The organism is Haloleucobacter ellipsoideus (assembly GCF_052491725.1).
On record NZ_JBQWAR010000021.1, the window covers coordinates 149925 to 170917 of the forward strand.

Here is a 20993-nt window from a genome sequence, read left to right on the forward strand (position 1 = left end):
GGATGGAAAATGTGACGGGACGGGGGAGCGGAATGGCGCTGGAGGTGAAGATCTGCGGCCTGAAGACAGCCGGGGCCGTGGATGCGGCGCTGGATGCGGGGGCGGATCTTCTCGGCTTCGTCTTCTTTCCCAGAAGTCCGCGCCACCTGCCTCTTGAGGCCGCGCCTGAACTGGTGGCGCGGGTCGCGGGGCGGGCGCGCAAGGTGGCGCTGACAGTGAATGCGGATGATGCCCTGCTGGCGCAGGTCATCGCCGCCTATGCGCCGGACATCCTCCAGCTTCATGGTTCTGAAAGCCCGGAACGGGTGGGCGAGGTGCGCGCGCGCTTCGGCCTTCCGGTGATGAAGGCGATTGCCGTCGCCACGCGGGACGACCTGCTGGTGGTGCCCGCCTATGCGGCGGTGGCGGACCGGCTGCTGTTCGATGCCAAACCCCCGCCGGATGCGGCTCTTCCAGGTGGCAATGGCGTGGCCTTCAACTGGGATGTGCTGGCTGGCCTTGACGCCGGCCGCCCCGTCATGCTTTCCGGTGGTCTGGATACCGGCAATGTGTCGCAGGCCCTTGCCGCCGTCCGTGTGGATGGCGTGGATGTATCTTCCGGTGTGGAGGATGCGCCCGGCATGAAATCGCCTGAGCGGATTCGCGCTTTCGTGGCTGCGGTCCGGCAGGCGGTGGCTCAACCCTCGCATTGAAAGTGCAGGCTTCGTGAACGCTCTCAATTCCTATCGCAACGGCCCGGACGAGCGCGGCCATTTCGGCATTCATGGCGGGCGCTTCGTCGCTGAAACGCTGATGCCGCTCATTCTGGAACTGGAGCAGGCCTACAAGGCCGCGAAGGCTGATCCATCCTTCCATGCCGACATGGCCGATTATCTCGCCCATTATGTCGGCCGGCCCTCGCCGCTTTATTATGCGGAGCGGCTGAGCACGCATCTGGGCGGGGCGAAGATCTTTCTCAAGCGCGAGGAGCTGAACCACACCGGCTCCCACAAGGTGAACAATGTGCTGGGGCAGATCCTGCTTGCCCGGCGCATGGGCAAGGAGCGCATCATCGCCGAGACCGGCGCCGGCCAGCATGGTGTGGCCACCGCCACCCTTTGCGCGCGCTTCGGGCTGAAATGCGTGGTCTATATGGGCGCGGTGGATGTGGAGCGGCAGGCGCCCAACGTGTTCCGCATGAAGCTTCTGGGGGCCGAGGTGGTGCCGGTGGAATCCGGCTCGCGCACCCTGAAGGACGCAATGAACGAGGCATTGCGTGACTGGGTCACCAATGTGCATGACACCTTCTATTGCATCGGCACCGTGGCCGGCCCCCATCCCTATCCGGGCATGGTGCGCGATTTCCAGTCCATCATCGGCCGCGAGACACGCGCGCAGATGATGGAGATGGAAGGGCGCCTGCCGGATTCGCTGGTCGCGGCGGTGGGTGGCGGTTCCAACGCCATGGGCCTGTTCCATGAATTCCTGGATGAGCCGGAGGTCGAGATCTTCGGCGTGGAGGCGGCCGGGCGCGGGATCGAGACGGGTGAGCATGCCGCTTCCCTCGCCGGTGGCCGCCCCGGCGTGCTGCATGGCAACCGCACCTATCTGCTCATGAATGATGACGGGCAGATCACCGAGGCGCATTCCATCTCGGCCGGTCTGGATTATCCCGGCATCGGTCCCGAGCACAGCTATCTGCATGATGTCGGCCGTGTCACCTATCTGCCCTGCACGGATATGGAGGCGCTGGAGGCTTTCCAGGTTCTGACCCGGCTTGAGGGCATCATCCCGGCGCTGGAATCGGCCCATGCGGTGGCCAAGGCCATCGAACTGGCGCCGACGCGGGACAAGAACCATCTCATGGTGGTCAATCTGTCCGGCCGGGGCGACAAGGATGTGCCGCAGGTGGCCGAGATCCTCGGGGATCGTTTGTGATGCCAGAACGCGCCGGGCTTTCTTTCCCACGCCTGATCGGGGCCGGTGCGGCCCTGATGGCCTTCAGCCTTGCCGGTGCGGCGGGCGCGGGGGCCGGCGTGGGGCAGAACCAGCTCACGCTCACCTCCCAGGGGGTGGAGACGGATGAGGCCGGCGCGTTCATTTCCGTTTCGGTGCAGAACGCAACCCCGAAGGAGCAGAATGAGGTTGTCGTGCGGTGCGTCTTCCTGAACAGGGGCAGAACCCTCGGCAGCGCCTCCACCCCGCTTTACGCCATTCCCTCCGGCAAGACCGGCTATGGTCAGGTGCGCCTGCTGGGCGCAACATCGGCCACCTCCGCCGCCTGTACTATCACCAGCGCCGAATGAGCGCGCCTCCCTGGAGACAGGGAGCAACCACGGCTTTGAGATTGATGACCACCCGTATCGCCACCCGTTTCGCCGCTCTTGCTCAGGAGGGCCGCCCGGGGCTCGTCACCTTCGTGACAGCCGGTGACCCGGATGGAGACACCTTCCTCACCCTGCTGAAGGGCCTGCCGGAGGCCGGGGCAGACATCATCGAGCTTGGCGTGCCCTTCACCGATCCGATGGCCGATGGTCCCGCCATTCAGGCCGCCGGCCTGCGCGCCCTGGCCGCCGGCCAGTCCCTGGCGAAGACGCTGGCCATGGTGAAGGCGTTCCGCGCCGGGGAGAATGAGACCCCCATCGTGCTGATGGGCTATTTCAACCCCATCTATGTCTATGGGGTGGAGCGCTTCCTTGCCGATGCGCGCGCCGCGGGGGTGGACGGGCTGATCGTGGTGGATCTGCCGCCGGAGGAGGATGACGAGCTGTGCCTGCCGGCGCTGAAGGCCGGGCTGGACTTCATCCGCCTCGCGACCCCGACGACGGATGAGAAGCGTCTGCCGGTGGTGCTGAAGAATACGGCCGGATTCGTCTATTATGTCTCCATCACCGGAATCACCGGTTCGGCGACGCCGGATGCGGATGTGGTGGGCGCGGCCGTTTCGCGCATCAAGACCCATACGGACCTGCCGGTGGCGGTCGGTTTCGGCGTAAAGACCCCCGAGCAGGCGCGGGCGATTGCCGCCGGTGCGGATGCGGTGGTAGTGGGCTCCGCTCTGGTGGAAACCGTGCGCCACACGCTGGATGGCGAGGGGCGGGCAACCGAGAAGACCGTGCCTTCGGTTCTGGCACTGGTGAAAGAGCTGGCGACAGCCGTGCGCAGTGTGAAGCGCTGATATTTTATACACCTCTTCGCCGCACTTTTGCCGTCTCGGACTTGTCAATGGTGCGGTTTCGGGCGATGGGATCGCCTGACACACGCGGGCTGGCCGTTGCAGGCCTGCCGCGCTGATAGATCAAGTCTGGGGGTTCGTTCCGCTTGCGCAGTGCTGCTGGCGGCGGGAAGGCTCCAGAAGGCCGAAGTTGGAAGGGTGTGGCTGTTGGCCCGCACATTCCGCTCGCCGCCGGAGAAAAGCCTGTGAACTGGATTTCCAACGTCGTCCGCCCCAAGATCCGCGATTTCCTGGCCCGCCGTGAAGTGCCGGAAAATCTCTGGGTGAAATGCCCGGAGACCGGGCAGATGGTGTTCCACAAGGATCTGGAGGCGAATCTCTACGTCATTCCCTCATCCGGCTATCACATGCGCATGGATGCGGTGCGCCGGCTGAAGGCCACCTTCGATGACGGCGCCTATGAGGAGGTGCCGCTGCCGGAAGTGGTGACCGATCCGCTGAAGTTCCGCGACGAGCGCCGCTATATCGACCGCCTGAAGGATGCCCGCACCAAGACCGGCTCCCAGGATGCCGTGAAGGTGGCCACCGGCCTGCTGGAAGAGCTGCCGGTGACCATTGCCGTGCAGGACTTCTCCTTCATGGGCGGCTCGCTGGGCATGGCGGCCGGTGAGGCTGTGGTGACAGGGCTGGAGACCGCGGCCGAGCGGGGCACCCCCTTCATCATGTTCGCGGCCTCGGGCGGGGCGCGCATGCAGGAGGGCATTCTCTCCCTCATGCAGATGCCGCGCACCACAGCCGCCATTCAGGAACTGCGCGAGACGAGGAAGCCCTATATCGTCGTGCTCACCAACCCCACCACCGGCGGTGTCACGGCTTCCTATGCCATGCTGGGCGATGTGCAGATTTCCGAACCGGGCGCGCTCATCGGCTTTGCCGGCCCGCGCGTGATCGAGCAGACCATCCGCGAAAAGCTGCCGGATGGCTTCCAGCGCGCCGAATATCTTTATGAGCATGGCATGCTCGATATGGTGGTGCACCGCCACCAGATGCGCGAGACGCTGGGCCGCCTGTGCCGGCTGATGATGAAGGCCCCGGCGCTGCCGCCGCAGGGCCGGCTCACGGGCCCCGCGCCCTCCGGAAATGTTGCGCAGGACGATGCGTGAGATGCGCTGGCCCGGCCACACCGCCCATGGGCGGCAGGGCCGGGACTGACCTGTGGATCATGGGCCGGGATGGGCGACATCCCGGTCTTTTTGTATCTTGCCCGCCCCCTGAATCCTGATGCGCCCGGCGCTGAAAGCGCGCTCTTTCCGCCCGGCCCGAAATCTGGTCTGCCATGCTGAACCCCGATGACATCCTGAGCCGTCTCACGAATCTGCACCCCCGCAAGATCGACCTGTCTCTGGGGCGCACCGAGAATCTGCTGGCCGCGCTGGGGCATCCCGAAAAGCGCCTGCCGCCGGTGGTGCATGTGGCGGGCAGCAATGGCAAGGGGTCGACCATTGCCTTCATGCGGGCGATGCTGGAGGCTGCCGGCCAGCGCGTGCATGTCTATACCTCCCCGCATCTGGTGCGCTTCAATGAGCGCATTCGCCTTGGCGGCACGCTGGTGAACGATGAGGTGCTGGCGGATGCGCTGCGCCGGGTGGAGGAGGTGAATGCGGGTGCGCCCATCACCCTGTTCGAGATCACCACCGTCACCGCCTTCCTGCTGTTTGCCGAGCATCCGGCAGATGTGCTGCTGCTGGAGGTGGGGCTGGGCGGGCGCTATGATTCCACCAATGTGGTGGAGGCTCCGGCCGTCAGTGTCATCACCCCCGTCTCCATTGATCATGTGGAGTTTCTGGGCGGCACCATAGAGGCGATAGCGAACGAGAAGGCGGGCATCATCAAGCCCCGCGTGCCGGTCGTCATCGGCGCGCAGCCGCCCGAGGCGCTGGCTGTTCTGGAGCGGGTGGCCCGGCGCAATCATGCGCCGCTGTTCGTGCGCGATGAGCATTGGCATGTGCAGGAGGAGGGGGGGCGGCTTGTCTATTCCGATGAGGATGGACTGCTGGACCTGCCCCGTCCGCGCCTGATGGGGCCACACCAGATCGAGAATGCCGGGCTGGCTGTGGCCGCGCTGCGCCATCTCAGGGTGCCGGGCGTGGCGATGGAGGCCGGCATTCCGGCCGCCGAATGGCCGGCGCGCATGCAGCGCCTTTCCACAGGCCGGCTGGTGGCGCGGGCGCCGGAAGGGGCCGAGGTGTGGCTGGATGGCGGTCATAATGTTGCTGGCGGGGCCGCCCTCGCCCATGCCCTGTGTGAGCTGGAGGAGCGTGCGCCCCGGCCTCTGGTGCTGGTTCTGGGCATGCTCACCACCAAGGATTCGGAGGCTTTTCTGGCCTCCTTCCGGGGGCTGGCGCGGGAGGTCATCGCCGTGCCGATGCCGGCGGAGCATTCCGGCCGCCCGGCCGAAGAGGTGGCAGGGATTGCCGCCCATCTGGGCATTCCCGTGCGGGTGGCCGCCGGGGTTGGCGAGGCCCTGGGCAGCCTGACGGTGGCCCCGGGAACATTGCCGCCGCGCGTGCTGATCTGCGGTTCGCTTTATCTGGCCGGTGCCGTGCTGGAGGCCAATGGCACCCCGGTGAGGTAAGAGTGTTTCCGCTGGGGCACAGGGCACCATCCCTTCGTCGCGGTGCAACATGAGCCTCGTCCCACCCCTTCAACCGATTCTGTCCCTCCGCTACAGTCCGGGTGATTCGGGGGCCGGGGTATCATTGTGAGGCCGGCTGCACATGGGGGCACCGGGCGCATGATGGAGCAGGTGAACACGATGGGCGGTCAGCCAGGCCCGCAGGCTGTGGTGTGGCGGCGCAGGCTGGCCCGTCTCATGGCGTCCACTGTTCTGGCCCCGGTATTCGGCATTGGCCCGGCCCTTGCGCAGGCGCCGGGTGCGTCTGTCCCCTCTGCCCTCGCCATCACGGATGTGTCCATGGGGACATGGGCCGTGCTCGCGGCCTTTGGCATTGCGGTCGCGGCCGCCGGTGTGCTGCTCCAGCGCGTGCGGCTGGCCGATGCCGCGCGCCGGTCTGCCGAGGAGCGGGCCGAGGAAGCCGGAGACATGGCCGCGCGCATGCGTGCGCAAGCCCATGACATGCGCGCCCTGCTCACCCGCAGCGCCCCCTGCGTGCTGCTCTGGATGAAGAGCCAGCAGGATGTGCTGGCCTTTGGAGACCAGGCGGAAGCGCGCGCCGCATGGCTCGGAGCCGAAGCCGCGGCACAGGTTGATGCCGCGCTGGGGCGGCTGCGGGATGATGGCCGCGATATCGACATGCAGGTGCGCGGCGCGGACGGGCGGCTCTTTCAGCTGGCCGGGCGTGCGCTGAACGGTTCCGGCGTCCTGCTCATCTATCCTGCCGCCACACAGGCGGCTCTGCCGGAGCGTGAGGCCGGCCCCCTGCTTGCCGGGCTGCGCACGGTGCTTGATGCCGCGCCGACCCCGGCCTGGCTGCGGGATGAGGCTGGCGCGCTTTCCTATGCCAACAGGGCTTTCCTTGAGGCGGTGGGCGTTGCCACGCTGGAGGAGGCCCGCGAGCAGGGGCTCGATCTGCTGGACAGCAAGACCCGCGCCGCCGCCACCAGCGCGGAAAGCGGGTCCGGGGCCTTCCGTGGCCGGGTGCGGGCCGTGGCGCGGGGCCAGCGCCACCAGCTCGATGTGGTGGAGATGGCCGGCCCCTTTGGCCTTGCCGGCCTTGCGGTGGATGTGACCGAGGAGGCTGCCGCGCGGGCGGAAATGGCCCGTGTCGTCGCGGCCCATCGCAATACGCTCGATCACCTGACGACCGCCGTCGCCATTTTCGGCGCGGATGAGCGGCTGGTTTTCCATAATGCCGCCTATGAGCGGCTGTTCGATTTTTCCCCGGCCTTCCTCGACCAGAAACCGTCCGACAACGAGATTCTGGATCATCTGCGCACCCGCCGGAAAATTCCCGAGCAAACCAATTTCCGGGCCTGGCGGGCCGAGCTGCGCGAGGCCTATCGTGCGGTGGAGCCGGTGAATGACTGGTGGCACCTGCCTGATGGCACCATCTTGCGGGTGGTGCTCACGCCCAATGCGGAAGGTGGCGTCACCTATCTGTTCGATGACCTGTCCGAGCATGTCTCGCTGGAGAGCCGCTATAACAGCCTCATCCGCATGCAGGGCGAGACGCTGGACGGGCTGGCGGAAGCGGTGGCAGTGTTTGGCGGTGATGGCCGGCTCGGCCTTTATAACCACGCCTTCCTTACCCTGTGGAATCTCGATGCGGCAACGCTGGGGGACAAGCCGCATATCGATACGGTGGCTGCCCTGTGCCGGCCGCTGCATGGGGAAAGCTCGGCCTTTTCGCGCATCCGCGCGGTGGTGACGGCGATGGAGCATCGCGAGACGCAAACCCTGCGCATCGAGCGGCCGGACGGGCGGGTGCTGGATGGCGCGGCCCAGCCCTTGCCGGATGGCGGCACCATGGTGACCTTCCGCGATGTGACCGACAGCGTGAAGGTGGAGCGCGCGCTGATCGAGCGGGCCGAGGCGCTGGAGGCGGCGGACCGGCTGAAGAACGCCTTTGTGGGGCATGTCTCCTATCATCTGCGCACGCCTCTCAACACGCTGGTGGGCTATGCCGACATGCTGCGCGAGGGCATGGCCGGGCCACTGAGCGAACGCCAGCGTGATTATCTCGACCATATGCACCATTCCTCGGATCTGTTGCGGGCGCTGATCGACGACATTCTGGATCTGGCCACCATCGATGCCGGCTCCATGGAGCTGGACATGGTGGAGGTGGATGTGCGCGAGATGCTGGAAGGGGTGGCGGATGCCATTCAGGACCAGATCAAGGCCGCGCAGGTGCGCCTCACGCTGAATGTGCCGGCACAGGCCGGGAGCTTCACGGCCGATCCGCGCCGCATGCGGCAGGTGCTCTTCAACCTGCTTTCAAACGCCATCACCGCCTCGCCGCAGGGCGGCACGGTCACGCTGTCGGCCATGCGGGATGCGGACAGCCTGGTGCTGAGCGTGCGCGATGAAGGCCCCGGCATTGCGCCGGAACTGGCGGAAACCCTGTTCCAGCGGTTTGAGAGCCGCAGCGCCAATCTGGACAAGCGCGGCGTCGGGCTGGGCCTTTCCATCGTCCGCTCTTTCGTCACCCTGCATGGCGGCACGGTGCGTCTTGTGCCGGCGGGCTCCGGCAATGTGAGGGAAACGGGCACAACTGCCACGGGGACCCTTGCTATCTGTGTCTTTCCCCTCAAGGGTAAGCCGGATAAACGGGAGGTCGCCGCATGAGTGCCTTCATCCAGCGTGTGCCGGGCCTGAACACTGCCTGGCAGGTGGTTCTGCCGGACCTTGCCGCCACGAGGCGGCTGGGAATGGTGATCGCTTCCTGGTTCGGGGTGCGGGATGTCATCACCCTGACGGGTGATCTGGGGGCCGGCAAGACGGAGCTGGCCCGCGCCATTGTGCGCGCGGCGGCGGGCGATGACCGCACGGATGTGCCAAGCCCCACCTTTCCCATTGTCATCACCTATGATTTCCCCCGTGCCCGTGTGGTGCACGCAGACCTCTACCGCATTGTCGAGGAAGAGGAGCTGGACGAGCTGGGGTGGGACGAGCTGGCCGATGATGCGCTCGTTCTGGTGGAATGGGCCGACAGGGCGGGGGAGCGCCTGCCGGTGTCGCATCTCGACATCACGCTCGGGCTTGCGCCGGATCTGGGGGAGGAGGTGCGCATTGCCATTCTCTCCGCCCATGGTGCCATGGCCGACCGGCTGAACCGGATGTGCCTGGCCGAGGTGCTGATCGAATCCGCCGGCTTCGGGGAGGCGGACCGCGTCTTCATGCAGGGCGATGCCTCCACGCGCGCCTATACCCGGCTGGTTCTGCCGGACCGTTCCGCGGTTCTGATGAATGCCCCGGCCCGGGGTGATGGCCCACCCGTGCGGCAGGGGCTGCCCTATAGCCGGCTGGTGCATCTGGCCGAGGATGTGAAGCCTTTCGTGGCGATGGACCGGGCCTTGCTGGCACAGGGCTTTTCCGCCCCACAGATCTATGCCGCCGATATTGATGCCGGCCTGCTGGTGATCGAGGATCTGGGGCAGGAAGGGGTTCTGGCGGGAGATCCGCCCGCGCCCATGCCGGAGCGTTATGAGGCGGCGGTACAGGTGCTGGCCGCGCTGCATGCGCGCACCCTGCCGCATACGCTGCATGTGGCCCCGCGCGTGGAACGCACCCTGCCGCCCTATGACATGCCGGCCTTTCTGGCCGAGCTGGACCTGATGCTGGACTGGTATCTGCCGGCCTTCGGCATCGAGGTGGACGGAGTGATGCGGGAGGAATTCCACCTGCACTGGCGCGCCGCGCTCAAGCCGGTTCTGGCCGAGCCGCAGACCTGGGTGCTGCGTGATTACCACTCCCCCAATCTCCTGTGGCTGCCGCACCGTGCGGGCCTGAAGAAGGTGGGGCTGATCGACTTCCAGGATGCGGTCATCGGCCCTTGCGCCTATGATGTCGCCTCGCTGGCGCAGGATGCGCGGGTGGATGTGCCCGAGCGGCTGGAACTGCATCTGGTGGGCCAGTATGTGCGGGCCCGCCGGGCGCAGGATTCCTATTTCGATGTCCGCGCCTTCGCCCGCTCCTATGCCCTGATGGGCGCCCAGCGCGCCACCAAGATCCTGGGCATCTTCAGCCGTCTCGATCGCAGGGATGGCAAGCCGCACTATCTGCGCCACCTGCCGCGCATGCGCCGCTATCTGGCCCGTTGCCTCGGGCATCAGGATCTGGGCGCGCTGAGGGGCTGGTATGAGGCTATTTTGCCGGCGCAGGATATTCCGCCGAGAGACCATTCAAACAGGGAAGCGCGTTCGTGACCCGAGTGAAGAAAGCCATGGTGCTGGCCGCGGGGCTCGGCACCCGCATGCGTCCTCTCACCGATAAAGTGCCGAAGCCTCTGGTGAATGTGAGCGGACGGCCGCTGCTGGACCATGTGCTGGACCGGCTGGCCCAGGCCGGTGTGGAGGAGGCGGTGGTGAATGTGCACCACCATGCCAGCCAGATCGAGCGCCATGTGGCGGAACGCTCCGGCCCGCCCCGCATCATCATTTCCGATGAGCGTGACGCCCTGCTGGAAACCGGTGGCGGTGTGCGCCGGGCCCTGCCCCTGCTGGGGGACGAGCCCTTCCTCACCATCAATTCCGACACCATCTGGGTGGAGGGGGCGCAGCCCAATCTCGACCGGCTCATCGCCGGTTTCGATCCCGAAAGGATGGATGTCCTGCTGCTGCTGGCGCCTGCCGCGCTGTCCGTGGGCTATGACGGGCTGGGCGATTTCCGCATGGACCCGGATGGGCGCCTGCTGCGCCGGGTGGAGCGTCAGGTGGTGCCCTTCGTCTATGCGGGTGCGGCTATTATGAAGCCGGCTTTGTTTCAGGATTCCCCGGAGGGTGCCTTTTCCCTCAACCGGATTTTCGACAAGGCGCTGGAAGCCGGCCGCCTGTTCGGCGTGAGGCTGGACGGGGTGTGGATGCATGTAGGCACGCCGGATGCCATTGCCCTGGCCGAGGATGCGCTGGAAAAATCCGCGGAATAGGGGTTGCCCCGCTTTCGGTGTGGGCTGACAGGGGCATGATCCGCCAGCCCGCAATTGAGGAGCACCCGGCCATGTGCCCGCCCGCTTCCGGCTTTGTGCATATCCGGCGCGCCACCTGCGATGATCAGGGCGTCATCGAGGGCATCATAAGCGCGGCTTTCAGCCCCTATATCACCCGCATCGGGCGCAAGCCCGCACCCATGCTGGCGGACTATGGCGCATTGATTGATGCGCGATCTGTCCATGTGGTCGAGTGCGAGGAGCAGGTGCCGGGGATGCGCGTGCAGGGGGCGTGCTTGCAGGGTGTGATCGTGCTTGTGCCCCAGCCGGAGGCGATGCTGCTCGATACTGTTGCTGTCGCACCTGTCGCGCAAGGTCGCGGTATTGGCCGCCGCATGCTGGCTTTTGCGGAGCAGGAGGCGCGTGCGGCCGGGTATGGCGTCATCACGCTCTACACCCATGAAGCGATGACGGAGAATCTCTCGCTCTATCGGCACTGCGGTTATGTCGAGACCCGGCGTGCACAAGAGAACGGGTTCAGTCGGGTTTATATGCGCAAGGTCTTGAGCCAAGGCTGAAACCTGCTCTGATGACAGCATTGCAAGACGTGCGCTCCGCCCGGCACTATGCTGGGCCAAACAGATTCTGCACCCCCGCTGCCTTGCATCGGACAGGGGCGCATCCGAGAGGAACCCGCATGCCGCGCGTGCTGACCATTCCACCTTCCGCCCGGTTTCTGCCGGTACTGGCGCGGGCGTTTCTGGATGGCACGCTGGTGCCGGGCTTTGCGCCGGGCGCCGATCCGCTTGCGCTGGCCTCGGCCACGGTCTTTCTCCCCACCCGCCGGGCCGGGCGCATGTTTGCCGATGCCTTGCTGGAAGCGGCCGGCACCACCGCCATTCTGCTGCCGAAAATCGTGCCATTGGGCGATGTGGATGAGGATGCGCTGGCTTTCTCGGAAGATGCGCCGATGCTGGCTGCCCCACATGCCATTTCGCCGGTGCATCGGCGCGTGGTTCTGGCGCGGCTGGTGGCGGCATGGCGGGATGCCTTGCGTGAAGGCGAGGGGCGGGCGGCTGTCGCGGCCGGCCCTGCGGCGACCCTCGCCCTGGCGGATGAGCTGTCCCACCTGTTCGATGACCTGACCACCGCAAATGTGCCGATCAGCCGGCTGGACAGTCTCGTGCCACAGGATCTGGACCCCTATTTCCAGATCAGCCTTGAGTTTTTGCGCATTGCCCGCACCGCCTTCAGCGGCTTTCTGGAGGAAAAGGGGCTGGTGGAGCCCGCCGTGCGGCGCGACCGGCTGATGGATGCAGAAGGCCAGCGCCTTGCCGCACTGGGGCGACAGCAGGGCGCGGCCATGGGGCCGGTCATCGCTGCCGGCTCCACGGGCTCCATGCCCGCCACGGCGCGTCTGTTGCGTGTCATCTCCCGCCTGCCAAATGGCGCCGTGGTTCTGCCGGGGCTGGATCAGGTGATGGAGGATTCAGCCTTCGCCCTCATCACGGACAAGGCCACCAGCGCGCCGGATCATCCCCAGTATGGCATGGCGCGCCTGCTCCATACGCTGGAGGTGACGCGCGCCGATGTGGTGCCGCTGGCCGCCCCCGCCGCCCATGGCCGCGAGCAGCTCATCAGCGAGGTGATGCGCCCGGCGGAAACGTCGGATCTGTGGGCCAGCCTGCATGAGCGCATGCCGGATGAAGCGCTCCTGCGCGCCATGGAGCTGGTGAGTGTGGTGGCGGCGGATGATCCCCGGCAGGAGGCGCTCGCCATTGCCCTTCTGCTGCGCGAGACACTGGAGCGGGCGGATGAAACCGTGGCGCTGGTGACACCGGACCGCGATCTGGCCCGCCGGGTGGCGGCGGAGCTGGCGCGGTTCAATGTGCGGGTGGACGATTCCTCCGGCGCTCCGCTGGGCGAGACGGAGCCGGGGCGTCTGGCGCGTCTGGCGGTGCAGGTGGCGGCGGAGCAATGCGCGCCGGTGCCTCTGTTCGCGCTGCTCTCCATGCCGCTGGCCAGCTTCGGGCTGGAGCCGCGCGAGAAGGCGCTGGCGCTGTCCGCGCTGGAACTCGTCGCCTTGCGCGGCCCGCGCCCCCGGGGCGGGGTGGGGGGGCTGCGGGCGGCGCTGGATGCCTTCGACCGGGACAAGCTGCGCGGCAATGATCCGCGTCGCCGGGTGGATGGCGCAGCTCTTGCCGCCGCGCGGGAGCTGGTGGAGCGGCTGGGAGCGGGGCTGGGCGGCCTGCTGGATCTGGGCCAGCGCCATATGGCCGTGCCGCTCGCAGATCTTGTCGCCGCGCACAAGGTGGCTCTGGAGGCGATGATCGGCCCGCTGGACCTGCAGGCCCCGGATGCCGCGGTGGCAACCCTCGCCAGCACCTTCCGCGCGGTGGAGGCAGCGGCGCAGGATGGGCCGGAATTTTCCCTGACGGATTATGCCGATGTTGCCGGCCTGCTGATTGCCGATGCCGTGGTGCGACCGGAGACCAGCCCCGGCATTTCACGCGTGCGTATTCTCGGCCCGCTGGAATCGCGCATGGTGCATCTGGATCGCATCGTGATGGGGGGACTGGTGGAAGGGGTGTGGCCGCAGCAGGGGGAAAGCGACCCATGGCTCTCGCGCCCCATGCGGGCCGAGCTGGGGCTGGCCCTGCCGGAGCGGCGCACCGGCCTTTCGGCCCATGATTTCGCGCAGGGCTTCGGTGCGCGCGAGGTGGTGCTGACCTTCGCCGCCAAGGTGGGCGGGGCGCAGAGCGTGCCCTCGCGCTTTCTCAAGCGGCTGGAAACCGTGGCCGGGCCGGGCCTGTGGGCGGATGCGCGCCGGCGCGGTGCGCGCTGGAAGGCGGCGGCGCTGGCGCTGGATGCGCGCGCGCCCGTGCCGCGTGTGCAGCGTCCGGCGCCCGCCCCACCCCTGGCCCTGCGCCCGCGCCGCTTGACGGTGACGGAGATCGAGACCTTCCTGCGGGATCCCTATTCGATCTTTGCCCGGCATGTGCTGCGTCTGCAACCGCTTGAGCCGCTGGACGCCGCCCCCGGCGGGGCAGAGCGCGGCACGGCGCTGCATGAGGCCGTGGGCAATTTCACCCGTGATTTCCCCAAGGAGCTGCCGCCTGATGCCTATGAGCAACTGATCGCCCACGGCCGCAAGGCTTTCGCCCCGCTCACCATCTTCCCGGCGGAACATGCGCTGTGGTGGGCGCGGTTCGAGCGGGTCGCCGCTTTCCTCGTGGGTTTCGAGCAGGAGCGGCGCAAGAGGTTGCATGCGGTGGTGGCGGAAACCTCGGGCCAGATCGAGCTGCCCGTGGGGGCCGAAGGTTTCCGCCTTGCCGGCCGGGCAGACCGGATCGAGATCAGGACCGATGGCACGCTGGCCATTCTGGATTTCAAGACCGGCGCCGCGCCCACCTCCAAACAGGTGGCCTCCCTCTCGCCCCAGCTTCTGCTGGAGGCGGCAATGGCCAAGCGCGGTGGGTTCAGGGATGTGCCGGCCGCCGAGGTTTCGGAACTGGCCTATGTGGAACTGAAGGGCGGTGCGCAGGGCGGCGCGGAAAAGCCCGTAAGCTGGAAGGACCGCACGCCGATGGAGGTGGCGGAAGCCGCGCTCACCGGCCTGATGGGGCTGTTGCAGGCGTTCGAGGATGAAGGACAGGGGTACCGCGCGCTGGCGGCGCCGCAATGGCGCGGCCGGTTCGGGGATTATGACCATCTGGCGCGGGTGCGCGAATGGGCTCTGGGCGGGGATGAGGACGAATGAGCGGCACCGTGCAGGATACCTCCCCTGAAACCTCCTCGCCCAAGGCGGAGGCCACCCGCCGGCAGGGCATCGCCTCGGACCCGGCCCATTCCGCATGGGTTTCGGCCAATGCCGGTTCCGGCAAGACGCATGTGCTGGCGCGGCGTGTCATCCGCCTCCTGCTGGCCGGAACCCCGCCCGCGCGCATTCTGTGCCTGACCTATACCAAGGCGGCGGCGGCCAATATGTCGAACCGCGTGCTGGCCATTCTCGGGCGCTGGGTGAGCTATTCGGATGACGAGCTGGACGCCGCCCTGCGCGAGACCGATGGCGGCCCGGTGACAGGCGAGCTGCGCGCCCGCGCCCGCCGCCTCTTCGCCTCTGCGCTGGAAACGCCGGGCGGGCTGAAGATCCAGACCATCCATGCCTTCTGTGGCGGCCTGCTGCACCGCTTTCCGTTCGAGGCCGGGGTGGCGGCAGGCTTCCGGGAGCTGGACGAGGTGGGCCGCGCGGAGCTGATGGCGCGCATCCGCGAGCGGATCATCATTGATGCAACGGCGGATCTTGAGGCGCCGCTCGGGCAGGCGCTGGCGCGCATGCTGGAGGACCGTTCCGATCAGGGGCTGACAGACATGCTGGAAGCCGCCATCGCGGTGCGCGAGAAGATCGAGCGTCTGGGCCCGGACGCCGCGCCGCGCCGGGAAGCGCTGGCCGAGGCGCTGGGCGTGCTGCCGGGCATTTCGCCGGATGCCATCCGCAGGCAGATGATGGACGGGCCGAACATTCCTGCCCATTCATGGGAGGAGGTTGCGGCGACCCTTGCCACATCGGACAAGAAGACCGACCGCGACCGCGCCGCCGCCCTGCTGGCCGCCCATGGGGCGGATACGCGCGAAGAGGCTCTGGCGCACTATTGCGATGTCTTCCTCACCAAGGAGCGTGAGCCGCGATCCGACCGGGCCTTCCTCACCAAATTCATTCAGACCAACCATCCGGGCCTGTATGAAAGCATGGTGGAGGAGCGCGAGCGCATCGCCGCCCTTGAATATGAACTGCGCGCCGCCATGATTCTGGAACGCACCGAGGCGGCGCTGATGCTGGGCGCGGAAGCCTGTGCGCGGTATGAGGCGGAAAAGGCCGCGCGGGGCCTGCTGGATTTTGATGATCTGATTGCCCGCGCCTCCGGTCTGCTGAATGCGGTGCCCTCCAGCTTCGTGCATTACAAGCTGGATCAGGGCATCGACCATGTGCTGGTGGATGAGGCGCAGGATACCAGCCCTGCCCAGTGGCAGGTGGTGCATGGGCTGACCTCTGATTTCTTCTCGGGCGAGGGCGCGCGTGAGGGCGTGACCCGCACCATCTTCGTGGTGGGCGATGAAAAGCAGTCCATCTTCTCCTTTCAGGGGGCGGACCCGCGCGCCTTTGGCGGCATGCGGGCCGAATTCACCGCGCGGGCGAGCGGGCAGGGCTTCCGCAAGGTGGAGCTGCCCCATTCCTTCCGCTCCGCGCCCGGCGTGCTGGAGGCGGTGGACCGGATTTTCGCCGCCGATGCCGCCAAGGCGGGCCTGACGCTGGATGACACCGCCCCCGCCCATGCCGCCATCCGCGCCGATGCGCCGGCGCTGGTGGAAATCTGGTCCACCACCTGCCCGGCCGAGGTGGAGGAGGTGGATGACTGGCGTCGCCCGCTGGATGAGGTGCCTGCCGATGACCCGGTGAACCAGCTTGCCCGGCGCATCGCGGCCTTTGTGCAGGCCGGGATAGAGGCCGGCCTGCCGGTGCCCTCGCGCGGCGGGCGGGCCATGCAGGCCGGCGATGTGCTCATTCTGGTGCGTCGTCGCGGCAAGGCGTTCGAGGCCATCATCCGTGCGCTGAAAGAGCTGAAGACTGTCGCGGTGGCGGGGGCGGACCGGCTGGTCGTGGCCGAGCACATCGCCGCGCTGGACCTGATGGCGCTGGGTGATGCGCTGCTCTCGCCGGATGATGATCTGGCGCTGGCCTGCGTGCTGAAAAGCCCGCTGTTCGGCTACACGGATGAGGATCTCATCGCCTTGTGTCCCGCCCGCCCCGGGCGGCTGATGGCGGCGCTGGAGAAGGCGGGGGAGAGCGTGCCGCGCCATGAGGCCACGGCGGCCCGGCTGAAAGGCTGGCGCTCTGATGCGCGCGCCCTGCGCCCGTTCGATTTCTACGCCCGGGTGATGGGGCGCGATGGCGGGCGGGCGGCCATGCTGGCCCGCCTTGGCCCGGAAGCGGCCGATGTGCTGGATGAGTTCATGACACTGGCCCGCACCTATGAAGGCAGTGAACCGGCCAGCCTCGCCGGCTTTCTCGCCTTTCTGCGTCGCGGCGGGGCCGAGACCAAGCGCGACATGGAAAGCGGGCGCGATGAAGTGCGCGTGATGACCGTGCATGGCGCCAAGGGGCTGGAAGCGCCCATCGTCATTCTGGCTGATACGGTGGATGTGCCGCGCTCCCGCACCGATGGCGGCTTTATGGTCGTGCCGGACGGGCAGGGCCGCGAGGTGCCGCTGCTGGCCCCGGGCAAGAAGGGGGAGACGCCCGCCCTTGCCGAGGCGCGCGCCGCCGGCATGGAGCGCGAGCGGGCCGAATATCGCCGCCTGCTCTATGTGGCGCTCACCCGCGCGGAAGATGCGGTGATTGTCTGTGGTGCGGAAAACCGCGCGCCGGGCAAGGACAAGGACCATGCCCGGCCCGAAGGCAACTGGTATGACCTCGTTCTGGATGCGCTGGAGGGCGAGGCCGAGCGTGTGCCCGCTCTGGGTTTTGAGGGCGAGGTGTTGCGCTGGCGCAATAAACGCGGCCTCGGCATGGCTGCGCGCGCATCCCTGAGCCGGGCTGAAACGGCGCCGGCGGACCCTGCGCCGGAAGCGGTGGTGCTGTCGCAGCTTCTGCCGCCCGAAACCCCCGTGCGGATACTGCGCCCTTCCCAGGCCGGCCATGCCGCGGCGCTGGAAATGGAAGGCCGGGCAGCCGAAATGCTGGCCGACATGCCCTCACAGGCCCTCGATGCGGGGCGGGTTGCGGATGCCCTGCCGCCTCTGGTGCGGGGAGATCTGGTGCATCGCCTGCTCAATGGCCTGCCGGATGTGCCGCCCGCAGGACGTGAGGACGCGGGCATGCGCCTGCTGCGCCATGCGGCCGACGGGGTGGAGGAGGCGGTGCACCGCGCCATTCTGGATGAGGCTCTGGGCGTGCTGAACCATGCCCCGCTGGCAGACCTGTTCGGGCCGGGCAGCCGGGGGGAAGTCGGGGTTGCCGGGCAGTTCCGGGACCGCGATGGCGCGATCCTCCACCTCACCGGACGGGTGGACCGGCTGGCGGTTTTCGACAATCGTGTGGTGGTGGCGGACTTCAAGACCGACCGGGAGGTGCCGCGCGCGGATGGAATCGCCCCCGCTTATCTCGCCCAGCTTGCGCTTTATGGCGCGGCCCTTGGCCATGTTTTTCCCGGCCGTGCACTGGAGGCATGGCTGGTCTACACTGCCGGCCCTGTCCTGTTTCGCCTTGATAGCGCACAGCTTGCACAGGCAACGGCGGGTCTGGAGCCCCTCACGAGAAGGTGAGCCACCTTGACGAAAGGGGGAGGGGGTTCTTACGTTCCGGTTCCATAGATTGGGGTTAAATCCCCCTTGAGAGGTGTGAAATGGCCGTCGAGAAGGTGACCGATCAGAATTTCGAGGCTGAAGTCGTCAACTCCGCAACGCCGGTTGTGGTCGATTTCTGGGCGGAATGGTGCGGCCCCTGCCGCATGGTGGCGCCGATTCTCGATGAGGTCTCCAGCGAGCTGGGAGACAAGGTCCGCATCGTGAAGCTGAATGTGGATGAGAACCCGGAAGTGGCGGGCAAGCTGGGCATCATGTCCATTCCCACCCTGCTGCTTTACAAGAATGGCCAGATCGCCGCCCGCCAGGTGGGCGCGGCCCCCAAGGCCAAGCTGGTGCAGTGGATCAACGCCGCGATCTGATCGTGCGCATGTGAGGGAAAGACGGGGCGACATGATGGATGTTGCCCCGCCTTCATGTCTGGCCGGGGCCCTTGCCCTGCGCGCCGATGGCGCACTTGCCAGACTGCGACTTTCGCTGTAAAAAACACCCTGCATCAAGAGTTGGGATGGCACCCAACGCCAACCTGCCGTATCCGGGCAAGGTGGCGCTTCCGCAAGGAAGGATGTGGCCCAGGCCGGCAATGGAACGGATAACAGCCACGGTGTCAGTCCCTGCAAGTTGTAGTTTGCACCCGAACGGACTGTCAGCCGAATGCCCATCAAGATTCCAGATGATCTGCCCGCCCGACGCATTCTCGAGGAAGAGGGCGTTGTGGTGATGCGTGAGGCGGATGCGGTGCGGCAGGATATCCGCCCGCTCAAGATCGGCCTTCTCAACCTGATGCCGAACAAGATCTGCACGGAAACGCAGTTCGCCCGGCTCATCGGCGCAACGCCGCTGCAGGTGGAGCTGACGCTGGTGTGCATGACAGACCATGTCGCGCGCCACACGCCGGCAGAGCATATGGCCTCCTTCTACCGTCCCTGGGCGGATGTGCGCGCCGAGCGGTTCGACGGCTTCATCATCACTGGCGCGCCGGTGGAGAAGCTGCCGTTCGAGGCCGTGACCTATTGGGATGAGCTGCGCACCATCTTTGACTGGACGCAGGAACATGTGCACCGCTGTTTCACCATCTGCTGGGCGGCGCAGGCGGCGGTGCACCATTTCCACGGCATGCCCAAATACGAGCTGCCGCAGAAGGCGTTCGGGGTGTTTCCCCATCGCAATCTTGCGCCCTGTTCGCCCTGGCTGCGTGGCATGTCGGATCTCTTCCCCGTGCCGGTCTCGCGCTGGACGGAGGTGCGGGTCGAGGACATTCCCGCCAGCTCCGGCCTGCGCATCCTTGCGGACAATGAGGAGAGCGGGCTGTGCCTGCTCGATGATCCGAACCACCGCATGCTGCACATGTTCAACCATCTGGAGTATGACACCGGGCTTCTTGCGGCGGAATATGAGCGCGATATCGCCAACGGGAAGGAGATCCTTCTCCCGCGCAACTATTTCCCCGGTGACGATCCGCAACGCCCGCCGCGGAACAGCTGGCGCAGCCATGCGCACCTGCTGTTCGGCAACTGGATCAACGAGATCTACCAGACCACGCCGTTCGAGCTTCAGGAGATCGGGCAGGCGGCCTGACATGAGATCCGGGCGGACAGGGGTTCCGCCCGGAACCGTTTTCAGAAGAAGCCCTTCTCGGGCAGGGGCTCACCCTTCACCAGCAGCGCGCCAATGGCCCGGGCCTTCAGGCTGGCCGGATTGTGGGATGCAATGGTGCGGGCATTGCGCCAGTGCCTGTCCAGATTGACAGTGCGTTCCGTGGCGGAAGCCCCGCCCGCTTCATAGAGCAGGGTGCTGGAGCGCAAGGTGAGCTGATCCACCACCAGCTTGGCCTGTGCCGCGGCCCGCGCTGCCGCCGCAGCCAGAATATCTGCCGACTGCCCGTTCTCCCGCGCGATGCTCTTGCGGTCCAGCGCATCGGCGGCGGCCAGCACGGTTGCCCGCGCGGCAAAGGCATTGGCCGCCAGTTCGCCGATCGTCTGCTGGATCAGCGGATCATCGGCAGGCAGGGGGGCCAGCGCATAGTAGAAGCTGCGCTTGCGTCGGTTGACCAGCGCAAGGGCATCCTGAAGCACGCCCTGGGCGATGCCGGCCACCACGGTGGTGAGGAAAAGCTGCGCCTGTGTATTGGCATAGGCAATGCCATAGCCCTGATCCGGCCCATCGAAGACGGCCTCCGAGGGTTCCACCCACACATCGTTGAAACGGGTGGTGCCAGAGCCGGTGAGGCGCTGTCCGGCCCCATCCCAGTCATCAAGCACCTCCACCCCTTCCCGCGTGGTGGGGATGATGACCGCCGCCATGCGCCCGTCTTCCGTGCCGGCTCTCACCAGCACATAATCCGAATAGAGCGTGCCGGTGCAGTAATATTTGACGCCATGGAGGCGGAAGCCCTTTCCATCAGGCACCAGCCGGGTGTCCGGGCGGGTGCCGCCGGCCGGGGCCGCATTCGCCTCGCCATTGGCAAGGCCGAACAGCGCGCCTTCCGCCGCCGCCTTGCGCCAGGCCTGGCCCTGCGCATCCGTTGCACGGCGTGTGAACTGTTCCACCACAGTGAAGTGGTTGCGGAAAATATGCGCCACATTGGGATCAGCTGCCGCAAGATCCAGCGTCAATGCATAAAGCTGGCGAAAGCTTGCCCCCGCGCCGCCATCCGCAGGCGCCAGGCGCAGGGCGCCGAACCGCGCCTGCCGCAGAAGATCCACCGCCTCGAAGGGCAGGGTGCGCGTGCGCTCGCGTTCAGAGGCGCCGCGGGCGATCTCGTCAAACAGGTGCTTCCAGTCATCCTCATCAGAGCTGAGAGGTGTGTGCGGTGTGGGCCGTATTTTTGCTGCGGAATAGGTCATGATATGTCCTGACGGATTTCAGTA

Annotated in this window: 15 protein-coding genes and 1 riboswitch; of the genes, 14 read left to right on the forward strand and 1 reads right to left on the reverse strand. The window is 66.9% G+C overall.

The genetic code is table 11. The features are described 5' to 3' along the window. The first annotated feature begins 32 nt into the window (after positions 1 to 32). The 14 genes from ACT6QG_RS15220 to ACT6QG_RS15285 all read left to right on the forward strand — a co-directional run bounded on the left by ACT6QG_RS15220 (position 33) and on the right by ACT6QG_RS15285 (position 19701). On the forward strand, positions 33 to 692 hold the full coding sequence (locus ACT6QG_RS15220) for a phosphoribosylanthranilate isomerase (RefSeq protein ID WP_444978434.1): 660 nt from the start codon (positions 33 to 35) through the stop codon (positions 690 to 692). Between the two features lie 13 nt (positions 693 to 705). Further along, a complete protein-coding gene (gene trpB, locus ACT6QG_RS15225; RefSeq protein ID WP_444978435.1) occupies positions 706 to 1917 on the forward strand; it encodes a tryptophan synthase subunit beta in 1212 nt (403 codons plus the stop codon). Beyond that, positions 1917 to 2285, forward strand: coding sequence for a hypothetical protein (locus ACT6QG_RS15230; RefSeq protein ID WP_444978436.1), 369 nt, complete (start codon positions 1917 to 1919; stop codon positions 2283 to 2285). The genes trpB and ACT6QG_RS15230 overlap by 1 nt, the downstream gene beginning before the upstream one ends. A gap of 44 nt (positions 2286 to 2329) precedes the next feature. Then, positions 2330 to 3157 (forward strand): tryptophan synthase subunit alpha, encoded by an 828-nt coding sequence (gene trpA / locus ACT6QG_RS15235; protein WP_444978437.1) that lies wholly within the window; start codon positions 2330 to 2332, stop codon positions 3155 to 3157. 242 nt (positions 3158 to 3399) lie between these two features. Next, entirely contained in the window at positions 3400 to 4317 is a 918-nt protein-coding gene (gene accD / locus ACT6QG_RS15240) for an acetyl-CoA carboxylase, carboxyltransferase subunit beta (RefSeq protein ID WP_444978438.1), read from the forward strand. 173 nt (positions 4318 to 4490) lie between these two features. Beyond that, positions 4491 to 5789 (forward strand): bifunctional folylpolyglutamate synthase/dihydrofolate synthase, encoded by a 1299-nt coding sequence (locus tag ACT6QG_RS15245; protein ID WP_444978439.1) that lies wholly within the window; start codon positions 4491 to 4493, stop codon positions 5787 to 5789. 180 nt (positions 5790 to 5969) lie between these two features. After that, positions 5970 to 8462: a PAS domain-containing sensor histidine kinase gene (locus tag ACT6QG_RS15250; RefSeq protein ID WP_444978440.1), complete on the forward strand. Its 2493-nt coding sequence runs from the start codon at positions 5970 to 5972 to the stop codon at positions 8460 to 8462. After that, entirely contained in the window at positions 8459 to 10042 is a 1584-nt protein-coding gene (gene tsaE / locus ACT6QG_RS15255; protein WP_444978441.1) for a tRNA (adenosine(37)-N6)-threonylcarbamoyltransferase complex ATPase subunit type 1 TsaE, read from the forward strand. Before ACT6QG_RS15250 ends, tsaE begins: the two co-directional genes overlap by 4 nt. Before the next feature lie 17 nt (positions 10043 to 10059). Then, on the forward strand, positions 10060 to 10761 hold the full coding sequence (locus ACT6QG_RS15260; RefSeq protein ID WP_444978591.1) for a nucleotidyltransferase family protein: 702 nt from the start codon (positions 10060 to 10062) through the stop codon (positions 10759 to 10761). A gap of 71 nt (positions 10762 to 10832) precedes the next feature. Next, the gene (locus tag ACT6QG_RS15265; protein ID WP_444978442.1) at positions 10833 to 11339 is read left to right on the forward strand and encodes a GNAT family N-acetyltransferase; all 507 of its coding nucleotides are present in this window, start codon (positions 10833 to 10835) and stop codon (positions 11337 to 11339) included. A 119-nt stretch (positions 11340 to 11458) separates the two neighbouring features. After that, positions 11459 to 14521 (forward strand): double-strand break repair protein AddB, encoded by a 3063-nt coding sequence (gene addB, locus ACT6QG_RS15270; protein ID WP_444978443.1) that lies wholly within the window; start codon positions 11459 to 11461, stop codon positions 14519 to 14521. After that, positions 14518 to 18084, forward strand: coding sequence for a double-strand break repair helicase AddA (gene addA / locus ACT6QG_RS15275; protein WP_444978444.1), 3567 nt, complete (start codon positions 14518 to 14520; stop codon positions 18082 to 18084). The genes addB and addA overlap by 4 nt, the downstream gene beginning before the upstream one ends. A gap of 80 nt (positions 18085 to 18164) precedes the next feature. After that, positions 18165 to 18485, forward strand: coding sequence for a thioredoxin (gene trxA / locus ACT6QG_RS15280; protein ID WP_444978445.1), 321 nt, complete (start codon positions 18165 to 18167; stop codon positions 18483 to 18485). 126 nt (positions 18486 to 18611) lie between these two features. Continuing rightward, positions 18612 to 18721, forward strand: a riboswitch (SAM-I-IV-variant riboswitch). A 56-nt stretch (positions 18722 to 18777) separates the two neighbouring features. Further along, entirely contained in the window at positions 18778 to 19701 is a 924-nt protein-coding gene (locus ACT6QG_RS15285) for a homoserine O-succinyltransferase (RefSeq protein WP_444978446.1), read from the forward strand. Positions 19702 to 19742: 41 nt separating this feature from the next. On the opposite strand, the gene ACT6QG_RS15290 is transcribed toward ACT6QG_RS15285, so the two are convergent. Continuing rightward, positions 19743 to 20969, reverse strand: a complete 1227-nt coding sequence (locus ACT6QG_RS15290; protein WP_444978447.1) for an acyl-CoA dehydrogenase family protein — start codon at positions 20967 to 20969, stop codon at positions 19743 to 19745. Positions 20970 to 20993 lie beyond the last annotated feature (24 nt).